Below are 16,499 nucleotides of genomic sequence, written 5' to 3' on the forward strand. Positions count from 1 at the left end.
ATGAGCGCGTACAAATGGCAGTTCAGTTCGCGTTTCCGCCGCAACGCCTTCGGCTGGCGATCCGACACGCCGATTCAGCGTATCAAGGAAGCGCTTTCAGAAATCAAGGCGGTCGCACGTAAGGAGCCAGTGGTTGCGGCCGAGGGGGCGGTGCTGCTCCTCGAAAAGCTGTCGCCCGCGCTGGAGCAGGTCGATAGTTCCTCGGGCGCCTTGGGCACTGCGGTCAACAAGGCCATCGAAACACTGGTGCCGATCATTGCGAAGGCGGATGTCGACGCGTGCGTTCGGCAGCGTTGGGTCGAACGCCTGTGGCAGGCTTTGCAGGACGATGAGATGCCCTACATCGAATCGCTCGGGGAGCACTGGGGCGAATTGTGCGTCACCCGAGAGATTGCTGCCCGGTGGGTCGATGAGTTCTTGCCGCTGGTCGAACATGTCTGGGGTTCCCAATCCTCCGGTCACGGTTTTTTCAAGGGGACGGGTGCATGCCTTGCTTCGTTGTACGCCGCCGGTCGCCATGAACAACTGCTCGCGTTGCTGGAGCGGGCGCCGTTCAAGTGGTGGCATTACCGCCAATGGGGCGTAAAGGCGCTCGCAGCGATGGGGAAGAAGGCGGAGGCGATTCGATATGCAGAGCAATCGCGCGGCTTGAACGACCCTAGCTGGCAGATTGCCGAAGCCTGCGAAGCCCTTCTGTTGTCGTCGGGCATGGCGGAGGATGCATATCGACGCTATGCGATCGAAGCCAATCAAGGCACGACCAATCTCGCCACCTTTCGCGCCATCGCCAAAAAATACCCGAACATGCCGCCGGAGCAGATCCTGCGCGACTTGGTTGCCAGCACTCCCGGTGCTGAAGGCAAGTGGTTCGCCGCCGCGAAGGATGCTGGCCTGTTCGACGTTGCCATCGAGTTGGTCACGCGCAGCCCGACCGCCCCGCGCACACTGGCGCGCGCAGCAAGAGATTTTGCCGAGCTTCAGCCTGGGTTCGCGGTTGCTGCCGGACTTGCTTCATTGCGATGGATTTCGCTTGGCCATGGTTATGAAATCACGGGCACCGATGTACTCGATGCGTATTCTGCCGTGCTGAAGGCCGCATCAACGGAAGGCATGGATATTCGGCAGGTCAAGACCCAGATCCGGGATCTGCTGGCCTCTACGCCCGCAGGCAATCAGTTTATGAAGACCGTTCTGGCCCATCATCTCGCGGTCTGATTCAGTCGCGTTTTTGCGATAGCCTGCATCCGTATGCGCGCATACGAAACTCCCTCATGGTGTCGGTGACGGTTCGTCTGGAAAATTTCGCTTTCAAGGCGAGTTTGACGGAGAGGGCCGGTACCGATGCACGAGATAAACCAGATTTCCCCCGAACGGATGACCCCGGAGCAGCGCCGGCTCGAAGTCGCGTCGCTGCTGGCCAACGGGCTTGTGCGCCTGCGCGTCAGCCATTTTTCACAGTCCACGAAGCGCCTGCCGGAGAGTGAGTTTGAGCTTGCCTTATCTGGACGCCAGCGCGTTCATACAGACCCCGTCAACAACAAAAATACGGAGTCCAGATGAGTACGAGCCCGCGTGCATACACGACGCCAGCGTCGGTGGCTGCGCAAATCGCCCGATTGCCTGATCTGCCCATGGCAGAAATCAAGGCGCTTTGGCGCAGACTGATCGGGGGCGATACGCCCACGCACAACCGGCAGTTTCTCGAGCGCCGCATTGCCTACCGACTGCAGGAAGTCGAGTTTCGCAAGGTCGATCCAAACCTGCTTGAGAGGAACAAGCGCCGCATTGCCAATCTGGTAGAAACCGGCAAGCTCACGAAGAAGGCGCGATCGTTCCGTCCGCCAGCGGGGACGGTGCTGACTCGCGAATACCAGAAGGTCGAGTATCGCGTGACGGTCATTGCGGACGACCGATATGAGTTTGAAGGTCGGCTATACCCGAGCCTATCGATGATTGCCCGTGAAATTACCGGGACCCGTTGGTCAGGTCCCGTATTTTTTGGTCTCACGGAGCCGGGAAAGCGGAAGGGTGTGAAACAGCGGGGGCGGAAATGAGCGATTCACTGATACGGCGCCTGCGCTGTGCCGTCTACACGCGTAAATCTACCGACGAGGGGCTGGACCAGGAGTACAACTCGATCGATGCGCAGCGCGATGCGGGACACGCCTATATCGCGAGCCAGCGTGCCGAGGGCTGGATTCCCGTCGCCGATGACTACGACGATCCGGCATACTCGGGCGGGAACATGGACCGTCCTGCGATCAAACGGTTGATGGCAGACATCGAGGCGGGCAAGATCGACATCGTGGTGGTTTACAAGATCGACCGGCTGACGCGCAGCTTGACTGACTTCGCCCGCATGGTCGATGTGTTCGAGCGTCAGGGCGTCTCGTTCGTTTCGGTCACCCAGCAATTCAACACCACGACCTCGATGGGCCGACTGATGCTGAACATCCTGCTGTCCTTCGCCCAGTTCGAGCGCGAGGTCACCGGGGAGCGGATTCGCGACAAAATCGCTGCCAGCAAACGCAAGGGCATGTGGATGGGCGGTATTCCACCCATCGGGTACGACGTCGTGAATCGGCGACTGGTGTTGAATGACGGCGAGGCAAAACTCGTGCGCCACATCTTTCGGCGTTTCGTCGAAATCGGATCGAGCACCCTCTTGGTCAAGGAGTTGAGACTCGATGGCGTGACGTCGAAGGCCTGGACCACGCAGGATGGCAAAGTCCGTAAGGGGCGGCCGATCGACAAGGCGCTGATCTACAAACTGCTGCACAACCGTACCTACCTCGGGGAATTGCGCCATCGGGACCAATGGTATCCGGGAGAGCATCCGTCGATCATCGATAGGGAGCTGTGGGACCGAGTTCATGCAATCCTGTCCACCAATGGTCGTGCGCGCGCGAGCGCCACACGGGCGAAGTTGGCAAAGGTGCATTGTCTGCTCAGGGGTATGGTGTTCGGAAGCGACGGCCGGGCGCTGTCGCCAATTTCCACCGTGAAGAAAGACGGGCGTCGATATCGCTACTACGTCCCTCAGCGCGAGAAAAAGGAGCATGCCGGTGCGTCGGGTCTGCCTACCTTGCCGGCGGCCGAACTCGAGGCAGCGGTGCTGGATCAACTACGGGCGATCCTTCGGTCACCGGGCCTGATCGGGGATATGCTGCCTCGGGCTATCGCACTCGACCCCAACTTGGACGAGGCCATGGTCACCGTGGCGATGACCCGTCTCGATGCGATCTGGGACCAGCTGTTCCCGGCAGAGCAGACCAGGATCGTCAAATTGCTGGTCGAGAAGGTGATCGTGTCGCCCGATGATCTGGAAGTGCGGTTGCGCGCGAACGGCATCGAGCGCCTGGTCCTTGAATTGCGACCGGCGACCGATGGTGGGGCCGAGGAGGTCATGGCATGAGTAAGATGTCGATCCAGCAGGCAGGGGAGCCAACCGTCGTAGAAGCAAGCGACGGCCGTCTGACCTTGTATGTGCCGATCCGGATCAAGCGGCGTAGCGGCCGCAAATTAGTCACGCTGCCCAGCGGTGAAGCCATGAAACCTCGACCTTGGGACAACACCACGGCCACGCCGCTGCAGTTGGCGTTGGCCCGAGGTCACCGCTGGCTGGGGATGCTGACGTCGGGCGAAGTGCAGTCGCTCAAGGAAATTGCTGCCCGCGAAAACGTCGACCCCAGCTATGTGAGCCGCATGGTCAACCTGACCTCGCTAGCACCCGACATTGTTGCAGCCGTCCTTGATGACGCACTGCCGGACCACATCACGCTGTTCGATCTAGCCGTCGATCCACCCGCTCTGTGGGAGCAGCAACGAGAGCGAATCAGAGCCGTGGAGTGACTAGCCGCGGCCTAACGGCAGTCTCATGCAGCCCGGTATAAGTGACGGCCGTTTCCCGGACGGAGCGGTCGCTAGCAACGTAAGCGCATCACCGGTCAGGGTTCTCATAGTGCACAGGCTCATCGAGGCCGAAAATAACCGGCACACGGTCAAGAAATTCCCGGCGAAATCGTGCGCGCCCCTTGCGCAGAGTTTCCGCGCTGTATTGAAAGCCATGTTGCTTCAGCAAGCCTGCGACATACATGTCGGCGTCCTCACGCGTTTTGAGCCGCCTACCGTTAGCTAGCACTGTGTCGTGTCGCCCCCGATACTTGTACACGTTTTCGGCGATGAGTCCCGCGAGGCAAAACAGGAGTGTTTTTTTAGTGCCGATGACTTTGCGTCGGATGCCATGATCGGCGACAAGTTGGTGAAGACTCTGTGGCAGCCTTTCGAAAAACTCGGCCGGCCTGTCTGGGACGATGTTATGTTTTCGCCGGACCGAGTTGAGCCTTAGTAATAGTAGTGCCAGTTGCCGCTCGATGTCGAATGCTTCATCGTCGCAGGGAACGAGCAACACCAGCGAGTCTTGTACGCGCTTGCCGTACACGCGCACATCTGCACGCTCCGCGTCGACAATGCTACGACGCATGATTCTCGTTTCGCGGTCATCTCCGTTCAATAAAAGCGTCATACCGCGGACGAACCATAGGTTGAAGTGCCGATGAAACTCAGCGGTTGGAATCAGCTTTGTCTTTACGGCTTCGGGAGAGAAGTGCCCGTCCTTGACCAGACCGTAGAAGTTCAACTGCGTGTATAGGCCGAGAGCCTTCAGGCTGGTTTCCTTCGCGGCGTATCGAGCGAGATCGGCCCACGAATAGCACTGATCGATCTGAAGGTGGATTTGCTCTGCGGCTGGCTGCAGTTCAGCAACGATTTGCGACCGTGCTATCAGTTTTGTGTTTGCGGCCAAGCGTTCCGCTACCTCTTGATAGCGTGCTACTTCGGTTCGCATTTCGTTGTCCGAAATACGGCCAGGTCGGCTGGCGAGATCCACAATGCAAGCAGACAAGGCTGGCACATAAAACGGGAAGCCCTCCTTTTTTCCAATCGCATGAATGGTTCCGCTTACGCGGTTTGATAAGTTGCGTCGTGGTACTCGTGCTTCCACGTCGCGTTTAGCCTCTGCCACAAGGGGCCTGACCACCCAGTAAGGCGCTTCGGTTTCCCGGTGCAGACGCGGCAAATCAGCGCCTGCCGGGGTCGATGTCCAATCACCCAAAGAATGCCGGTGCCGTGTTGGCGCTGACGGCCGCTTGGCGTCCTGAAGTGAATCTAGGATTTGGTTGGTAGCGAGTGCCCGCTCGGTATCCGATTCGAAAGTATCTGCGCACGCATCGACTTTGTGACGTACCAATTCCGCCAGCTCGACGAGGCGTTCGAGTCCGTCGCCTTGCTCATGCTGCCATGTGACGGTAAGCAGCAACTGCAGGTATGCATCCATCAGATCGATCGACGCACTCTCGGTTTCTGAAATTGTCGACATTGTCAAGGGTGAGATTGGGTGGTTCCAATCCAGGGATACTAACCTGCTTTAGTCGAATGCAAGATGCTCAACGGCGCACATGCGCTGGTCCAACTCATCGAAATGGAGAGAAATCATGTTCACCAAAGTTGTCAAAACAGTCTCCGGAACTGCCGGGGAAGCGCTGGAAGCTAAGGCCTTCAATCGTTTGCTCGAGCGCTATCGCGACCCGCAGATCGTTAGGGCGATCGTTGAGGCAGAACTGAATGCTGCTGGCGAAACATGGGATAGCTACAACGTGTACATGCGCGTCAAGACGAAGATCCAGAACGATCAGATCAGCATCGTTCGCGCAGCGAAGGAAGCGGAATCGCTCGTGAACGAGTGCCTGAGTGAAGCTGGTTTCAGCCGCGAATAGCCCTTTAGTTCACTCTGAATTATCTGATGAAAGCGGCACCCAGCCTTTCGTGCGGTGCCGCGACTGCGATATCGACGACCGTCGGTAGCCGGCGAATCTGACGTTCCGTTGCCGATCAACGTCTGAATTTCGCTTGAAGCGCGGTTCAGCTCCTTTCATTCGCCAGTGCTGGAAAATTAACTGCTTGATTCGTCCGCGCGTAACACATTGATTTGCAAAGAAATGCCCCGCGGCCTTTGCGGACTTCCTGTGGGGCAGGGAGAGCGCAGCCGTAGAGAGAAATGACCGGGAGAGAGTGGAAAGTGGCCCGAAACGGGCCGCCTGGCTGGCCGGCAAAGTCCACAGGCGTTCGCAGGAATCCCCGCAAACACGCGGAGACTGGGGCAAGCTGGCAAGAAAAAACCCCAACCGAGAGCGGTTGGGGTTCGAATATTGGTGGAGGCGGCGGGAATCGAACCCGCGTCCAGAAGTCCTCTACGACCAGTTCTACATGTTTAGTTCTGTCTTTTGATTTAACCGCAGCGACGCGGACGAACACGCTGCGCTGCGGCGATTCACTAGATTTTCGACCCGGACGTCGTGACGCCGCCAAGGCTTAACTGACGTATATGACCTCTGTCGGTATTGCTACCGGTCTTGCGACACTAGCCCGTCAGTGAACTAGGCAGAGGACGGCGGCCCTTAGGCTGCCAGTGCGAACGTATCGTCGTTTGCAGTTACGTTTTTCCCATTGATTAACGAGGTGACGGGTCCTCGACATGCCCTAGCCGCTTCGCAACCCCTGTCGAAACCAGGTCGCCCCCGCGGTTCGTTGCTCACATATATGAGCCAAAGGAGATTTTACAATAGATCGACGGCACGCGTCGCACGCATTGGCTGGCCGGACTTGGTCAGACAATGTCGCGCAGCAGCGTCTGCAACTCGGCCGTGGATTCCACCACGTGTTGCGCGTGCCACCGTGACGGCGGAATGTCATTGCCGCAATAGCCGTACGCGGCGGCGACGGTCTTCATGCCGGCAGCAAAACCGGCCTGCACGTCGCGCAGATCGTCGCCGATATAAACGACGCGCTCCGGCGCGATGTCCAGCTCACGCGCCGCGTGCAGCAGCGGCGCGGGGTGCGGCTTCGAATGTGGGGTCGTGTCGCCGCTCACCACGCAGCCGGCGCGCTCCTCGAGCCCGAGTTGCGCGACGAGCGGTTCGGTGAGCCGCGCGACCTTGTTCGTGACGATGCCCCAGCGCACGCCGCGCGCGTCGAGTTCGTCGAGCACTTCCGCGATGCCCGGAAAGAGCGTCGTCTCGATGCACAGGTCCGCTTCGTAGTTCGCGAGAAACTCCTCGCGCATCGATGCGAATTCGTGATGATCGGGCCCGATGCCGAACGCGCCGCAGATCAGTCCGCGCGCTCCGGCCGAGGCGAGCGGGCGCAACTTCTCGAGCGGCACCATCTCGAGTCCCCGGTCGTGGCGCATTTTATTGACGGCTGCCGCGAGGTCGGGCGCCGTGTCGGCAAGCGTGCCGTCGAGGTCGAAAAGCACGGCGAGGCAAAAGCCGAGCGTGTCGTCGTTGTCTTCGCGTTGCGGCAGGGGAGTCGGGTCGCTCATTGTTCGTTTCGGATACGGCGGATCGGGTTCTGGCAGGTCAGGCGTCGCGGCGACAGGCGAGCATGTAGTTGACGCTCGTGTCGGGCGACAGCGCGAAATGCTTGCTGAGCGGGTTGTACACGATGCCCTTGATGTCGGCCGTGCGCAGATCGGCGGCGCGCGCGAAGCCGGCGAGTTCCGACGGGCGGATGAAGCGCGCGTAGTCGTGCGTGCCCTTCGGCAGCATTCGTGCGATGTATTCGGCGCCGATTACTGCGAACAGATATGACTTCATGTTGCGGTTCAGTGTGGAGAAAAACACCCAGCCGCCCGGCTTCACGAGATTCTTGCAGGCCTCGACGATCGCGGCCGGCCTGGGCACGTGCTCGAGCATTTCCATGCAGGTGACCACGTCATAGGAGCCCGGTTCGCGCGCGGCCAGCGCCTCGGCCGCGATTTCTTCGTAATCGACAGTTACACCGCTTTCAAGGCTGTGAAGATCAGCGACGCCGAGTGCCTGCGTCGACAGGTCGATGCCCTTAACATGCGCGCCCAAGCCTGCCATCGATTCCGACAGGATGCCGCCGCCGCAACCGATATCGAGCACCTTTTTGCCGGCGAGATGCGCGTGCGCGTCGATCCAGCGCAGGCGAATCGGATTCAGTTCGTGCAGTGGTTTGAATTCGGCGTTCGGGTCCCACCAACGATGCGCGAGGTCGCTGAATTTCTGTAGTTCGTGGGGATCGGCGTTGGTCATGGCGGAGGCTGCCTCGATGAAAGCGGTGAGCGGACGCTCGAGGATAAACTCTGAGTATATAGGGCAAGAGAAAGAGCGGCAAAAGCGCGCCAGCGAGCGGCTGCCAATCCGTGCTGCGAGCCGCTAGTAGCGGAACGGGGTGTTCCTCCGCCGCGCATCACGCCACGTTGCGGCACCCGCACATAAAAAAAGCCCCGCCGAAGCGGGGCTTTCGATACTGCGGTAATTTTCCAGCTTACTGCTTCGGCGTACCGACAACTTCGACTTCCACGCGGCGGTCCGGTGCGAGGCAGGCGATGAGTTGCTTGCGGTTCTTCTGGTTGCAACCGGTGGTAACCGGGTTGCGGCGGCCCTTGCCTTCCGTGTAGATACGGTTGGCTTCGACGCCCTTGCTGACCAGGAAGGCCTTCACAGCTTGAGCACGACGCAGCGACAGACGGTCGTTGTAAGCGTCCGAACCGATGCGGTCGGTGTGGCCCGTAGCAACGACGACTTCGAGGTTGATGCCTTGGATCTTCGATGCCAGTTCGCTCAGACGTTCCTTGCCAGCCGGCTTCAGGATTGCCTTGTCGAAGTCGAACAGCGCATCAGCTTGATACGTAATCTTTTCGCTGGAGATTGCCGGAGCCGGAGCAACCGGTGCCGGCGGGGTCGGAGCCTGAGCAACCAGAGCGCCGTCGCACTTGGCGTTAGCCGTTGCGGGCGTCCAGAATGCATCGCGCCAGCAAAGCTCGTTCGTGCCGTTCATCCACACGTATTCGCCAGTACCATTCACCCAGTTGTCGTTGGTAGCTTGTCGCGACGCCGGCACCGACTGCGCCATGGCGGATGCAGCCATAACTGCGGTAGCTGCAATGAACGCGAGCTTTGAAAGTTTATTCATATTTCTCCTCTCGAAATTGAGATTACCGCAGGTTTACTGCGAGCCTGTTGACGGATGACCAGTCATACATTGCTCGAAGTATAACATTGGTGCGGAACAAAAACCGGCTGTATAGACTTCGAGCAGTGTCTGACTCTTTGTGCGTTGGCATTTTGCCATATCGTTCCCCTCCGACGAAAAAAAAATCTGCCCCCATTCAAATCCCCGTCCAAATGTGGTGCATGCGCAACAAATGTTTTCGTCTGAGCGGTCCGCCGGCTCTGGCTGAGCGGGGAATTGGCCCTACGCAGGAATCGAGCCTGGTGAGCCTGAAATTGCGGGTTCGGCGAGGTGTTGGCGGGTGCCCCTCTAATATGTATACGTACCTGCGTCGGGCGCGGATGCGTGGCATGTTAGAATCGCGTGATGCGTTGCGCCTGCAATGCTTACGCGAAGTTGCGGCGAACCCCCGCCTTCGCACGTAAAAGATACGGATAATGGATCAATTCGCCAAAGAGACTCTGCCAATCTCCCTCGAGGAGGAAATGCGCCGTTCGTATCTCGATTACGCGATGAGCGTGATCGTAGGGCGAGCGCTTCCCGATGTCCGCGATGGCCTGAAGCCGGTGCACCGGCGCGTGCTGTACGCGATGCATGAGCTGAACAACGACTGGAACCGCGCCTACAAGAAGTCGGCGCGTATCGTCGGCGACGTCATCGGTAAATACCATCCGCACGGCGACACTGCTGTCTACGACACGATCGTACGGATGGCGCAGGACTTCTCGCTGCGCTACATGCTCGTCGACGGCCAGGGGAACTTCGGTTCGGTCGACGGCGACAACGCCGCGGCGATGCGTTACACCGAAATCCGCATGGCGAAGATCGGCCACGAACTGCTGGCCGACATCGACAAGGAAACGGTCGACTTCGTGCCGAACTACGACGGCAGCGAGAATGAACCGGCCATCCTGCCCGCGCGCATCCCTAATCTGCTGATCAATGGCTCGTCCGGCATCGCGGTCGGCATGGCGACCAACATCCCGCCGCACAACCTCAACGAAGTCGTCGACGCGTGTCAGCATCTGCTGAAGAACCCGGAAGCGACGATCGACGAGCTGATCGAGATCATCCCCGCCCCCGACTTCCCGACCGCCGGCATCATCTACGGCGTGGCCGGCGTGCGCGACGGCTATCGGACCGGTCGCGGCCGCGTTGTGATGCGCGCGCTGACGCACTTCGAGGAAATCGACCGCGGCCAGCGCATGGCAATCATCGTCGACGAATTGCCGTATCAGGTGAACAAGCGCTCGCTGCTCGAGCGTATCGCCGAGCTCGTCAACGAGAAGAAGCTCGAAGGCATCTCCGACATCCGCGATGAATCCGACAAGAGCGGCATGCGTGTCGTGATCGAGCTCAAGCGCGGCGAAGTGCCCGAGGTCGTGCTGAACAATCTGTACAAGGCGACCCAGCTTCAGGACACGTTCGGCATGAACATGGTCGCGCTCGTCGACGGCCAGCCGAAGCTGCTGAATCTGAAGGAAATGCTGACCTGCTTCCTGTCGCATCGCCGGGAAGTGCTGACGCGGCGCACCGTCTACGAGCTGCGCAAGGCGCGCGAACGTGGCCATGTGCTCGAAGGTCTGGCGGTTGCGCTCGCGAACATCGACGAATTCATCGCGCTCATCAAGGCCGCGCCGACGCCGCCTATCGCCAAGCAGGAACTGATGTCGCGCTCGTGGGATTCGTCGCTCGTGCGCGAAATGCTGTCGCGCGCCGAGACGGATAACGCGTCGGCGGGCGGTCGCGATGCATATCGTCCGGAGGGGTTGAACCCGTCGTTCGGCATGCAGGCCGATGGCCTCTACCGTTTGTCCGATACCCAGGCGCAGGAAATCCTGCAGATGCGTCTGCAGCGCCTGACCGGTCTCGAGCAGGACAAGATCATTGGCGAATACCGCGATGTGATGGCGCAGATCGCTGACCTGCTGGACATTCTGGCTCGCCCGGAACGCATTTCGGCGATCATCGTCGACGAACTCTCGTCGATCAAGGCCGAATTCGGCGATGCGCGTCGCTCGAAGATCGAGTTGAACGCGACCGAACTGAACACCGAAGACCTGATCACGCCGCAGGAAATGGTCGTGACGATGTCGCACGCGGGCTACGTGAAATCGCAGCCGCTGTCCGAATATCGGGCCCAGAAGCGCGGTGGTCGTGGCAAGCAGGCCACTTCCATGAAGGAAGACGACTGGATCGACACGCTGTTCATCGCCAATACGCACGACCACATCCTGTGCTTCTCGAATCGCGGCCGGGTGTACTGGGTCAAGGTCTACGAGGTGCCGCAGGGCTCGCGCAATTCGCGCGGCCGGCCGATCGTCAATATGTTCCCGCTGCAGGAAGGCGAAAAGATCACGGTCGTGCTGCCGGTCAAGGAGTTCTCGGCCGACAAGTTCGTGTTCATGGCAACCGCGTTAGGAACGGTAAAGAAGACCCCGCTCGAGGCATTCAGCCGGCCGCTGCGCAAGGGTATTATTGCGGTCGGTCTCGATGAGGGTGATTACCTGATCGGCGCCGCGATCACCGATGGCCAGCACGACGTGATGCTGTTCTCTGATTCGGGCAAGGCAGTGCGCTTTGACGAAAACGACGTGCGTCCGATGGGCCGCGAGGCGCGCGGCGTGCGCGGCATGCAGCTCGAGGACGGCCAGAACGTGATCGCGTTGCTGGTGGCGGGCGATGAGCAGCAGTCGGTGCTCACCGCAACCGAGAACGGCTTCGGTAAGCGCACCCCGATCGCCGAGTACACGCGTCACGGCCGCGGCACGAAGGGCATGATCGCGATCCAGACGTCGGAGCGCAATGGCAGGGTCGTTGCCGCGACGCTAGTGGATTCGGAAGCGCAGATCATGCTGATTACCACGACGGGCGTGCTGATTCGCACGCGCGTGTCGGAAATTCGCGAAATGGGACGCGCAACGCAAGGTGTTACACTCATCAGCCTTGACGAAGGGACCAAGCTGTCCGGTCTGCAACAGGTAGCTGAGGCCGAGGGCGAGTCGGAAAGCGATTCCGACGGCTCCGCTGAAGGTGATAACGGCGGTGAGGGCGGCGCGGCTTGATCCGTGCCAGCGGCTTTCAGTCTCAGTTAATACGTTGAAGCTACGCTGCGGGTCAACGCGTATCAGGCCGGTACGCTTTCCCGTGCGGCGTGCGGTTCAAGTTAATTTCTCTTAGGGAGTAATGATGCAAAAACGATTCAAACAACTGATGTTGCTGGCTGCCATCGTGCCGACCTTCGCCATGGCTCAAGCGCTGCAGAACCAGGCGCCCGCAGCTCCGGCTGCCGCAGCAGCACCGGTTGATCCGGCCAAGCAAGCTGCCATCAAGGACCTGCTCGACGCCATCGACGCGCAGAAGCTGGTTGGCGCAATCGGCAATAGCGCGCAGATGCAGGCCAAGCAGCTCGTGCCGGCAATCCTGTCGGACGCGCTGACCGAGAACAAGACGATGACGGACAAGCAGAAGCAGGCCGCCGTGCCGACGCTGCAGAAGAACGCGGTGCCGAAGCTAGTGGACGCGGCAGGTCAGGTCTTCGCAACTGACGGTTTCCGTCAGGACGCGATGCAAGCTCAGTACGATGCGTACGCGAAGTACTACAGCGTGTCGGAAATCAAGGACCTGACCACGTTCTACAAGAGCCCGACCGGACGCAAGTTCATCCAGGTGCAAGACCAGGTTGGCCGCGACGTCGTGAATGGTCTGATGCAGAAGTACATGCCGGAATCGATCAAGGCAACGCGTGACCAGGCCGACAAGGAAGTCGCATCGGTCAAGCCGGCTGCCAAGTAAATTCCGCTCGCAGGCCGCGCTAATCAGCCGGCCTGTCGCCGCGCCCGTTGGGCCACCCGGCGTGGCGGGTTGGCGGCGACAATGCGATAATGGCCGTTTGCGCACTGGCGCAGACGGCCATTTTCTTTTTCGGCGAGCCATTTCGCAGTTCTTTTCGCCGATTCCCGCGCGACTTCGTTATTTCAAGCCCGCTTCCAGGACCTCACATGCGCGTTTTTAATTTCTCCGCCGGCCCGGCGGCCATGCCCGTAGAAGTGCTGCGCCAGGCAGCCGACGAGATGCTGAACTGGCAAGGTAGTGGTATGAGCGTGATGGAAATGAGCCATCGCGGCAAGGAATTCATGTCGATCCACGAAGCAGCGCTGACCGATCTGCGCGAGTTGCTGCAAGTGCCGGCAAGTCACCGCATCCTTTTCCTGCAGGGCGGCGGGCTCGGCGAGAACGCGATCGTGCCGATGAACCTGCTCGGCTCGAAACCGCGGGCGGATTTCGTCGTCACCGGCTCGTGGTCGCAGAAATCGTTCAAGGAAGCGGAAAAATACGGCAGCGTGCATCTTGCCGCGACCGGCAAGACGGCCGAGGGCTACACGCGCGCGCCGGCGCGTGCGGAATGGCAACTGTCGGACGATCCGGCTTACGTGCATTTGTGCACGAACGAGACCATTCACGGCGTTGAAACCTTCGAGATTCCCGACCTCGGCGATATTCCGCTCGTGGCCGACGCGTCGTCGCACATCCTTTCGCGCCCGATGGACATCGCCAAATACGGCGTGCTGTTCGGCGGCGCGCAGAAGAATATCGGCATGGCGGGCGTGACGGTCGTGATCGTGCGTGAGGACATGCTCGATCGCGCAATGCCGATTTGCCCATCGGCGTTCGAATGGAAGACCGTCGCCGAGAACAACTCGATGTACAACACGCCGCCCACCTATGCGATCTATATTGCCGGGCTCGTGTTCAAGTGGTTGAAGAACCAGGGCGGCCTCCAGGCGATGGAGGCGCGCAACCTCGAAAAATCGAAGCTGCTGTACGACACGATCGACTCGAGCAGCTTCTATCTGAACAAGGTCGAACGTGGCTCGCGCTCGCGGATGAACGTACCGTTCTTCCTCGCCGACGAGTCGCGCAACGAAGATTTCCTGTCCGGCGCGAAAGCGCGGGGATTGGTGCAGCTAAAGGGCCACAAGTCCGTCGGCGGCATGCGGGCGTCGATTTATAACGCCGTCCCGCTCGAAGGCGTCAAAGCGCTTGTCGAATACATGAAGGAATTCGAACAGCGCAGCGCCTGAGTCACACTGACCGGCAGGCGTGCGCATCTTTTCCAGCAGTTACCCGGCAGAGCCGTTTTACGCATGGACGACGAACTCAATACACGACTCAAACCTCTGCGCGATCGCATCGACGCGCTCGACGCGCAGCTGATCGCGCTCCTGAACCAGCGCGCGTCGGTCGCGCTCGAAGTGGGCGAGATCAAGAAGCATTTCAACGCGCCGGTGTTCCGGCCCGAGCGCGAGATGCAGGTGATCGCGCGCCTGCAGGAAATGAGCGCGGGGCCGCTCGCGGACGAACACATCAGCGCGATCTGGCGCGAGATCATGGCCGCGAGCCGCGCGCTAGAAAAGAGCATCAAGGCCGCGTATCTCGGGCCGGTCGGCACCTATAGCGAACAGGCGATGCACGAATACTTCGGTCAGTCGATCGAAGGGCTGCCGTGCCCCTCGATCGATGAAGTATTCCGCTCGGTCGAGGCGGGCGCCGCCGACTACGGCGTCGTGCCGGTCGAGAACTCGACCGAAGGCGCGGTGTCGCGCACGCTGGATCTGCTGCTGCAAACCCAGCTGACCATCGGCGGCGAACTCGCATTGCCGATCCATCACAACCTGCTCACGCAAAACGGGCTCGCTGGCGTCACGCGCGTATGCGCGCATGCGCAGGCGCTCGCGCAGTGCCAGCGCTGGCTGTCGACCAATGCGCCGCATCTCGAGCGCCAGGCGGTGTCGAGTAATGCCGAAGCTGCACGGATGGCGGCCGAAGATCCGACTGTCGCGGCCATCGCCGGCGATCGCGCCGCGATCCACTACGGCCTGCAGGTCACCAACGCGCTGATCCAGGATGATCCGCACAACCGCACGCGCTTCGTAATGATCGGCAAGGAGCCGACCGGTCCGAGCGGCTACGACCAGACCTCGCTGATCGTGTCGGTCGCGAACGAACCGGGCGCGATGGTCAAGCTGCTCGAGCCGCTCGCTCGCCACGGTGTGTCGATGACGCGTTTCGAATCGCGTCCGGCGCGCGTCGGCACGTGGGAGTACTACTTCTATATCGATGTCGAAGGCCATCGCGACGATCCGGCTGTGGCTGCCGCGCTCGCCGGTCTCGGCGAGAAGGCCGCGTTCCTGAAAATACTCGGCTCATATCCGCGCGCCCGCTAAGGGCTGGCAGCGCAGTCCGGGCGGCGCCGCGTGCGCTGCCCGAACGCAGATTTCACTATCCATCGTCGTTCGGAGATTTTCATGACAGCGTCTTTCGGCCCTTCCTATGTGCGCGCGATCGCGCCGTACATCGCCGGCAAGCCAATTTCGGAAGTGGCCCGTGAGTTCGGTCTCGACGAGGCGAGCATCGTGAAGCTCGCATCGAACGAGAATCCGCTCGGCATGCCGGAATCCGCGCAGCACGCGATGGCGCAGGCGATTGCCGATCTCGGCCGTTATCCGGACTCGAACGGTTTCGAGCTGAAAGCGGCGCTCGCCGCGCGCTACGGTGTGCCGGCTGAGTGGATCACGCTCGGCAACGGCAGCAACGACATCCTCGAACTCGCCGCGCACGCGTTCGTCGAGAAGGGCCAGGCGGTCGTGTTCTCGCAGTATTCGTTCGCGGTCTATGCGCTCGCGACGCAAGGCGTCGGCGCGCGCGCCATCGCCGTGCCGGCGGTGCGCTATGGTCACGACCTCGACGCGATGCTCGCCGCAATCGACGACCACACGCGTCTCGTGTTTGTCGCGAATCCGAACAATCCGACCGGCACGTTCGTCGACGGCCCGAGGCTCGAGGCTTTTCTCGACAAGGTGCCGCGCCACGTGGTCGTCGTGCTCGACGAGGCGTACACCGAGTATCTGTCGGCGGACAAACGCTATGACTCGATTGACTGGGTGCGCCGCTATCCGAACCTGCTGGTTTCGCGTACGTTCTCGAAGGCGTTCGGGCTTGCGGGCTTGCGCATCGGCTTCGCGATCGCGCAGCCCGGCTTGACCGATTTGCTGAATCGACTGCGTCAACCGTTTAACGTAAATACGCTCGCGCAAGCCGCGGCGATCGCGGCACTGAACGACAGCGCGTTCCTGCAGAAAAGCGCGGCGCTGAACGCGCAGGGCTATACGCTTCTGACGGAGGCGTTCGACAAGCTCGGCCTCGAATACGTGCCGTCCGAAGGCAACTTCGTGCTCGTGCGCGTTGGCAGCGACGACAAAGCCGGCGCCCGGGTGAACCTCGCGCTGCTGAAGCAGGCCGTGATCGTGCGACCGGTCGACAACTACGGCTTGCCGCAGTGGCTGCGCATCACGATCGGCTTGCCGGAGGAAAACGAAGCGTTCCTCGCGGCGCTCGAAAAGACGCTTGCCGAGCCTGACGCAGCGTAAGCCTTGATCCTTGACCCCGCGCGCCGACCGCCA

15 protein-coding genes and 1 other RNA gene are annotated in these 16,499 nt (G+C 60.6%); 11 read left to right on the plus strand and 5 right to left on the minus strand.

Features of this window, described 5'->3' with window-relative positions:
* The 5 genes from AB3X86_RS15710 to AB3X86_RS15730 all read left to right on the plus strand — a co-directional run bounded on the left by AB3X86_RS15710 (position 1) and on the right by AB3X86_RS15730 (position 3,852).
* Positions 1-1,215 carry a hypothetical protein gene (locus AB3X86_RS15710; protein ID WP_368596646.1) on the plus strand — a complete coding sequence of 405 codons (1,215 nt, stop codon included), beginning with the start codon at positions 1-3 and terminating at the stop codon, positions 1,213-1,215.
* A gap of 126 nt (positions 1,216-1,341) precedes the next feature.
* The gene (locus AB3X86_RS15715; RefSeq protein WP_368596647.1) at positions 1,342-1,560 is read left to right on the plus strand and encodes a hypothetical protein; all 219 of its coding nucleotides are present in this window, start codon (positions 1,342-1,344) and stop codon (positions 1,558-1,560) included.
* On the plus strand, positions 1,557-2,054 hold the full coding sequence (locus AB3X86_RS15720; protein ID WP_368596648.1) for a DUF2924 domain-containing protein: 498 nt from the start codon (positions 1,557-1,559) through the stop codon (positions 2,052-2,054). Before AB3X86_RS15715 ends, AB3X86_RS15720 begins: the two co-directional genes overlap by 4 nt.
* Positions 2,051-3,415 carry a recombinase family protein gene (locus AB3X86_RS15725; RefSeq protein WP_368596649.1) on the plus strand — a complete coding sequence of 455 codons (1,365 nt, stop codon included), beginning with the start codon at positions 2,051-2,053 and terminating at the stop codon, positions 3,413-3,415. The genes AB3X86_RS15720 and AB3X86_RS15725 overlap by 4 nt, the downstream gene beginning before the upstream one ends.
* The gene (locus tag AB3X86_RS15730) at positions 3,412-3,852 is read left to right on the plus strand and encodes a LacI family transcriptional regulator (protein WP_368596650.1); all 441 of its coding nucleotides are present in this window, start codon (positions 3,412-3,414) and stop codon (positions 3,850-3,852) included. Before AB3X86_RS15725 ends, AB3X86_RS15730 begins: the two co-directional genes overlap by 4 nt.
* A gap of 88 nt (positions 3,853-3,940) precedes the next feature.
* Here AB3X86_RS15730 and AB3X86_RS15735 read toward each other — a convergent pair whose 3' ends face one another.
* Positions 3,941-5,335 (minus strand): hypothetical protein, encoded by a 1,395-nt coding sequence (locus AB3X86_RS15735; protein ID WP_368596651.1) that lies wholly within the window; start codon positions 5,333-5,335, stop codon positions 3,941-3,943.
* Between the two features lie 157 nt (positions 5,336-5,492).
* Between AB3X86_RS15735 and AB3X86_RS15740 the strand changes: the two genes are divergently transcribed.
* The gene (locus AB3X86_RS15740) at positions 5,493-5,774 is read left to right on the plus strand and encodes a hypothetical protein (protein ID WP_145956369.1); all 282 of its coding nucleotides are present in this window, start codon (positions 5,493-5,495) and stop codon (positions 5,772-5,774) included.
* Positions 5,775-6,207: 433 nt separating this feature from the next.
* Here AB3X86_RS15740 and ssrA read toward each other — a convergent pair.
* The 4 genes from ssrA to ompA all read right to left on the minus strand — a co-directional run bounded on the left by ssrA (position 6,208) and on the right by ompA (position 8,997).
* Positions 6,208-6,577: a transfer-messenger RNA gene (gene ssrA, locus AB3X86_RS15745) on the minus strand.
* A gap of 87 nt (positions 6,578-6,664) precedes the next feature.
* Positions 6,665-7,378: a phosphoglycolate phosphatase gene (gph, locus tag AB3X86_RS15750; protein ID WP_176124352.1), complete on the minus strand. Its 714-nt coding sequence runs from the start codon at positions 7,376-7,378 to the stop codon at positions 6,665-6,667.
* Positions 7,379-7,415: 37 nt separating this feature from the next.
* The gene (gene ubiG / locus AB3X86_RS15755) at positions 7,416-8,114 is read right to left on the minus strand and encodes a bifunctional 2-polyprenyl-6-hydroxyphenol methylase/3-demethylubiquinol 3-O-methyltransferase UbiG (protein WP_368596652.1); all 699 of its coding nucleotides are present in this window, start codon (positions 8,112-8,114) and stop codon (positions 7,416-7,418) included.
* 235 nt (positions 8,115-8,349) lie between these two features.
* On the minus strand, positions 8,350-8,997 hold the full coding sequence (ompA, locus tag AB3X86_RS15760; RefSeq protein WP_026228725.1) for an outer membrane protein OmpA: 648 nt from the start codon (positions 8,995-8,997) through the stop codon (positions 8,350-8,352).
* Between the two features lie 476 nt (positions 8,998-9,473).
* On the opposite strand from ompA, the gene gyrA reads away from it, so the two are divergent.
* From gyrA to hisC, 5 genes are all read left to right on the plus strand, one after another.
* On the plus strand, positions 9,474-12,101 hold the full coding sequence (gene gyrA / locus AB3X86_RS15765; RefSeq protein WP_368596653.1) for a DNA gyrase subunit A: 2,628 nt from the start codon (positions 9,474-9,476) through the stop codon (positions 12,099-12,101).
* Between the two features lie 124 nt (positions 12,102-12,225).
* Positions 12,226-12,831, plus strand: a complete 606-nt coding sequence (locus AB3X86_RS15770) for a DUF2059 domain-containing protein (RefSeq protein ID WP_176105377.1) — start codon at positions 12,226-12,228, stop codon at positions 12,829-12,831.
* Between the two features lie 206 nt (positions 12,832-13,037).
* A complete protein-coding gene (serC, locus tag AB3X86_RS15775) occupies positions 13,038-14,120 on the plus strand; it encodes a 3-phosphoserine/phosphohydroxythreonine transaminase (RefSeq protein ID WP_176105378.1) in 1,083 nt (360 codons plus the stop codon).
* Positions 14,121-14,183: 63 nt separating this feature from the next.
* Positions 14,184-15,263 (plus strand): prephenate dehydratase, encoded by a 1,080-nt coding sequence (gene pheA / locus AB3X86_RS15780; protein WP_176105379.1) that lies wholly within the window; start codon positions 14,184-14,186, stop codon positions 15,261-15,263.
* Positions 15,264-15,344: 81 nt separating this feature from the next.
* Positions 15,345-16,466 (plus strand): histidinol-phosphate transaminase, encoded by a 1,122-nt coding sequence (hisC, locus tag AB3X86_RS15785; protein WP_368596654.1) that lies wholly within the window; start codon positions 15,345-15,347, stop codon positions 16,464-16,466.
* Positions 16,467-16,499 lie beyond the last annotated feature (33 nt).

Source organism: Paraburkholderia sp. BR14374, from assembly GCF_040948685.1.
GTDB lineage: Bacteria > Pseudomonadota > Gammaproteobacteria > Burkholderiales > Burkholderiaceae > Paraburkholderia > Paraburkholderia youngii.

What these genes read in the sequence shown, in the direction of transcription:
- AB3X86_RS15710 (WP_368596646.1), top strand. Translation starts at nt 1, where the DNA reads ATGAGCGCGTACAAATGGCAGTTCAGTTCGCGTTTCCGCCGCAACGCC.
- AB3X86_RS15715 (WP_368596647.1), top strand. Translation starts at nt 1,342, where the DNA reads ATGCACGAGATAAACCAGATTTCCCCCGAACGGATGACCCCGGAGCAG.
- AB3X86_RS15720 (WP_368596648.1), top strand. Translation starts at nt 1,557, where the DNA reads ATGAGTACGAGCCCGCGTGCATACACGACGCCAGCGTCGGTGGCTGCG.
- AB3X86_RS15725 (WP_368596649.1), top strand. Translation starts at nt 2,051, where the DNA reads ATGAGCGATTCACTGATACGGCGCCTGCGCTGTGCCGTCTACACGCGT.
- AB3X86_RS15730 (WP_368596650.1), top strand. Translation starts at nt 3,412, where the DNA reads ATGAGTAAGATGTCGATCCAGCAGGCAGGGGAGCCAACCGTCGTAGAA.
- AB3X86_RS15735 (WP_368596651.1), bottom strand. Translation starts at nt 5,335, where the DNA reads ATGGATGCATACCTGCAGTTGCTGCTTACCGTCACATGGCAGCATGAG.
- AB3X86_RS15740 (WP_145956369.1), top strand. Translation starts at nt 5,493, where the DNA reads ATGTTCACCAAAGTTGTCAAAACAGTCTCCGGAACTGCCGGGGAAGCG.
- gph (WP_176124352.1), bottom strand. Translation starts at nt 7,378, where the DNA reads ATGAGCGACCCGACTCCCCTGCCGCAACGCGAAGACAACGACGACACG.
- ubiG (WP_368596652.1), bottom strand. Translation starts at nt 8,114, where the DNA reads ATGACCAACGCCGATCCCCACGAACTACAGAAATTCAGCGACCTCGCG.
- ompA (WP_026228725.1), bottom strand. Translation starts at nt 8,997, where the DNA reads ATGAATAAACTTTCAAAGCTCGCGTTCATTGCAGCTACCGCAGTTATG.
- gyrA (WP_368596653.1), top strand. Translation starts at nt 9,474, where the DNA reads ATGGATCAATTCGCCAAAGAGACTCTGCCAATCTCCCTCGAGGAGGAA.
- AB3X86_RS15770 (WP_176105377.1), top strand. Translation starts at nt 12,226, where the DNA reads ATGCAAAAACGATTCAAACAACTGATGTTGCTGGCTGCCATCGTGCCG.
- serC (WP_176105378.1), top strand. Translation starts at nt 13,038, where the DNA reads ATGCGCGTTTTTAATTTCTCCGCCGGCCCGGCGGCCATGCCCGTAGAA.
- pheA (WP_176105379.1), top strand. Translation starts at nt 14,184, where the DNA reads ATGGACGACGAACTCAATACACGACTCAAACCTCTGCGCGATCGCATC.
- hisC (WP_368596654.1), top strand. Translation starts at nt 15,345, where the DNA reads ATGACAGCGTCTTTCGGCCCTTCCTATGTGCGCGCGATCGCGCCGTAC.